This is a genomic window from Streptomyces sp. NPDC059456 (assembly GCF_042750055.1).
Taxonomy (GTDB): domain Bacteria; phylum Actinomycetota; class Actinomycetes; order Streptomycetales; family Streptomycetaceae; genus Streptomyces.
This window is the reverse complement of record NZ_JBHYVA010000735.1, coordinates 1-4,115: the sequence shown is the minus strand read 5'-3', so window position 1 is coordinate 4,115 and position 4,115 is coordinate 1. Positions and strand designations below refer to the sequence as shown.

General features: G+C 75.0%; 3 protein-coding genes. 2 read left to right on the top strand and 1 reads right to left on the bottom strand.

The features are described 5' to 3' along the window. Window positions 1–182: hypothetical protein (locus ACFXA3_RS37410; RefSeq protein WP_385194848.1), on the bottom strand; the 182-nt coding region annotated here is incomplete at its 3' end. Between the two features lie 567 nt (window positions 183–749). On the opposite strand from ACFXA3_RS37410, the gene ACFXA3_RS37405 reads away from it, so the two are divergent. Together ACFXA3_RS37405 and ACFXA3_RS37400 are read left to right on the top strand one after the other, a co-directional pair. Continuing rightward, entirely contained in the window at window positions 750–1,088 is a 339-nt protein-coding gene (locus ACFXA3_RS37405) for a PqqD family protein (protein WP_385194846.1), read from the top strand. A gap of 128 nt (window positions 1,089–1,216) precedes the next feature. After that, window positions 1,217–3,805, top strand: a complete 2,589-nt coding sequence (locus ACFXA3_RS37400) for an AAA family ATPase (protein WP_385194843.1) — start codon at window positions 1,217–1,219, stop codon at window positions 3,803–3,805. The last annotated feature ends 310 nt before the right edge of the window (window positions 3,806–4,115 follow it).

Below are 4,115 nucleotides of genomic sequence, written 5' to 3'. Positions count from 1 at the left end.
AAGTTCGGCAGCGTGGAGAGGTCGTTCCCGAAGGAAGCCGTCTCCGAGGTGAACCGGTCACCCGTGAGCTGCATGCCGTCACCCGAGTCACCCGCAAAACGGATGATCACCCGGTCGAGCCGGCGCACTTCCTTGGGCCCTGTCCCGCTCTTGCTGGGGACGACGTCGGGGACGGCGTCGATGCCGGCGTCGGTGACGGCGTCGGTGACGACGGGCGTGGGCGGATTCACCTGGTACCTCCGAGGATGAGCAGGGCAGGAGTCAGCCTTGCGAACCGCGATCGCGTCAGACTCGACCGCCCGTTGAGCGGCTCGGACCGGCCTGCCACGCCGCCCTCGGCATCCCGCAGCCGGCCCTCGGGCGCCGCCACGGACGCGCTCGCGAACGCGTCCAGGACCGCTGGAGGACCGGTCGAGAAACGGTCGCGGCGCGCGGGAAATCCGGACACCCGGTTTTCCACCGCCCCATTCCACCGGCAGCCCGTACGGTATTCGGCCAAACGGAAGCAATCCGGTTTGGCCGGTCGATTTCAGTCGATGCCCAGCAGGCAGCCCCGGCAGCGGTGCACGCGTACGGTCTTTTCCGCCGGAATGGGGGCGGTATTCCGCCGGAAGCGCCGCTCCGGCGACGGTCTGCTCCCCCTACTTCCGACCGGGCGCTTTCACCCCTCCGTAGGGGGTCGGCGGAAACTGCCACCCCAGAGTGCGGCGGCCCCCATGGATCCGGCGGGCGTTCACCCATAGCTTGAGGTGTCCTCGATCGGCTGGTGCCGACACTTCTCGGATCCGGCACTGGAGGTGGCCGTGCGCGTCCGACCGACGCCTGGGGTGGTCGCCGCCGCCGTGGATGCGGACGGCTGTCTGGAACTGCGCGCCGATTCCGTAGCCGGTCCGGGCCGTTTCCGGTGCGGTCCGGTGGGCACCGCCATGTGGATTGTGCTGCGCCGCCACGACGGGGATGCGGGAATCGCCGCCGACACGCTCGCCGAATTGTGGAACACCGCACCGGAAAACGCGCGGGCCGATCTCGACATCTGGGTCGAGGAAATGCGCGACGCCGGTCTGCTGTGCGTACAGCCGGCGCCCTGAGTCCGTCCTGGCCGGATCCCGTCCCGATCTCCGCGTCTCCTCGACCCCCTCTGTAGCGGCCGAACTCCATCCTGTCCTCGGTTAGGGGTGGACCTTCAACGGCGGGGGCGACTATGACACGGGCGGGCTTGGCGGGCAGGGAAGCCGGAATCGACCTCCTGGAGACGGCACTCGCGGACTGCGCGGCGGGGCGGTCCCGGATCGTGCTGATCGAGGCCGGCACGGGATGCGGCAAGAGCGCGCTCGTCGACCTCGTCGCCGAGCGGGCCGCCGCGACCGGCGCGACGGTCCTGTACGCCGTCGGCGCCGCCGAGGAGCAGCAGGTGCCGCTCGGCGTGCTGCGCCAGCTGGTCAACAGCGAGCAGCTCTTCGCCCTGCCGCGGCCGTCCGACGGCCCCGGGGCGCCCTCGCGGGTCGAGGCGATGCAGGCGTTCTGCGCGGAACTGCGCGAACTGAGCCTGGACAGCCCGGTCGTGCTCTGCGTCGACGACGTCCAGTACGCGGACCGCGAGTCGTTGCAGTACGTGCAGTACCTGGCCCGGCACGCGCGGACCGCCCCGGTGCTCGTCGTGGTCGCCGGCGCACTGCACGCCCCGGCGCAGGATCCCGCGTTCACCACCGAGCTGATGCGCCAGCCGCACTTCCGGCGGATCCGGCTGGAGCGGCTCACCGCGGACGAGGTGGCGCTCGTACGGGGCTGCCCGGAGGACGCCGCGGAGCTGCACCGGATCAGCGGTGGCAACCCCCTGCTGCTGCGTGCCCTGGTCGAGGAGGCCGCCGGGCTCGCGGCCGCGGAGGCCGGCAGCCCCGAGCCGGGCGGGCCGTTCGCCCAGGCCGTCGCGACGTGCCTGCGGCGCAGCGGGCCGGACGGGCCCGCGCTGGCCCGGGCGGTGGCGCTGCTCGGCGAGCAGGCGTCCGCCGCCCGGGTCACCCGGCTGACCGGGCTCGACGCGGCGGCGGCCCGGCGCGGGCTGGCCGCACTGGAGGCTTCGGGCCTGCTGGACGGGGCGGGCTTCCGTCACCCCGCGGCGCGTGCCGCCGCGCTGGAGGACTGCGATCCGCAGACCCGGACCGCGCTGCACGTCGCGGCCGCCCGGGTGCTGGGTGAGGACCGCGGGCCGGTGCTCGCCGTGGCCGGGCACCTGCTGGCCGCCGGTGGCGAGGGCGGGCCCGTGGACTGCGGGCCCGCGGAGGTCGCCGTACTGCGGGACGCGGCCGAGGAGCTCCTCGTACGCAATGACGCACGGGAGGCCTCGCGGCTGTTGGAACTCGCCGTGCGGGGGCGGGGCGAGGAGCACGTGCGCCGCGGAATCCGGGTGCGGCTCGCGCAGATCACGGCCCGGTTCGATCCGGCGGCCGCGGAGCGCCGGCTGGACGCGCTGCTGGAGTCCGCGCGGGCCGGCTTGCTGGACACCGAGCAGGTGCAGCCGCTGGCCGGACTGCTGCTCGCGCAGGGGCAGATCGCCGAGGCCGCCGGGCTGCTGCCGGACGCCGTCGGCGAGCCGGCCGCCTCCCCGCTGGACACGCTGGTGGACGCCCCGGCCGCGGTGAGCGAGCGGCTGCTGCAGTCGGCCCGGCTGACCGATGCCACGGTGGCGCCGCTCGCGCAGGCCCTGCGGTCGCTGATCTGCTCGGAGCATCCCGAGCGGGCCGTGCCGTGGAGCCGGAACCTGCTGGAGGAGGCCCGCCGCTGCCAGGCGCCGGGCTGGAGCGCGGTGTTCGCCGCCCTGCACGCCGAGGCGCTGCTGCGGATGGGCGATCTGCGGGGTGCGCACGGGCAGGCGACGGCCGCCCTGGAGGCGCTTGCGGAGCGCGGCGGAAGCTTCTCGTGTGCACCGGCGGCGGTGCTGATCCGGGCGTGCACGGCGATGGGCCGTTTCACGGAGGCGTCCCGGCTCACCGACCGCCAGGTGCCGGAGGGCATGCTCACGGGCCTGTACGGGCTGGCGTTCCTGCGGGCCCGCGGCCTGTACCGGCTGGCGCTCAATCAGCCGCACGCGGCACTCGCGGACTTCCTGGAAGCCGGGCGCCTGATGGAGGGCGGCCACATGGACCGGCCGGCGTTCCTGCCGTGGCGTACGGATGCGGCGGAGGCGCTGCTGCGGCTGGGCGAGGGGGCGCGGGCCGAGCAGCTCGCCCTCCGGCAGCTCGCCCTGCCGGACGCGCAGCGGCCGTGGGTGCGGGGGGTGTCGCTGCGGATCCGGGCGCTGGCCGGTGACCCCCAGCGGCGTACGGCCGTGCTGGGCCAGGCCGTGGACGCGCTGCACCGTTCCGGGGACCGGGTGGAGACGGCGCGGGCGATGGCCGAGCTGGGGCGGGCGCTGCAGGCGGACGGCTCCGCGGCGAAGGGCAGCGCGATGATCCGTTCGGCGTGGAACCTGGCGAAGGAGTCGGACGCCACGGCGCTGTGCCGGGAGATCCTGCCCGATGCGCCGCTGGCGGCTCAGGCCCCCCGGGACCGGACGCCGTCCGAGGCGGGTGCCGATACGGGTACGGATACGGGTGCGGGCGCCGCAGCGAAGCTCAGCAGTTCCGAGCAGCGGGTGGCGACGCTGGCGGCGCAGGGGCTGACCAACCGGGAGATCTCGGCGAAGCTGTACCTGACGGTCAGCACGGTCGAGCAGCACCTGACGCGCGTGTACCGCAAGCTCCGGATCACCTCGCGCGGCGACCTGCCGATGGGCCTGGAGCCGGTGGCCACGCAGGCGGCGGTCTGACGGGCCGGGACCGCGGCCCCGGCCGCCCGCCCGAAGCCCGCGCTCCGAGCCGCGCCCCGGCAGAACCCGGGCGAGACCCGGCGGGACCCGGGCGCGACCCCGCAGAAACCCGAGCCGGGGACCGCAGAACCGGGGCGGGACCCCGCCGAACCCGGGCACGACTCCGCAGAACCGGCCCGGACCACGCGGGGCCCGGGCCGGGGACCGCAGAACCCGGGCGCGACCCGCAGAAACCCGGGCCGGGCCCCGCAGAAACCCCAGCCGGGGACCGCAGAACCGGGGGGGGGCCCCGCCCAACCCCGGCACCACA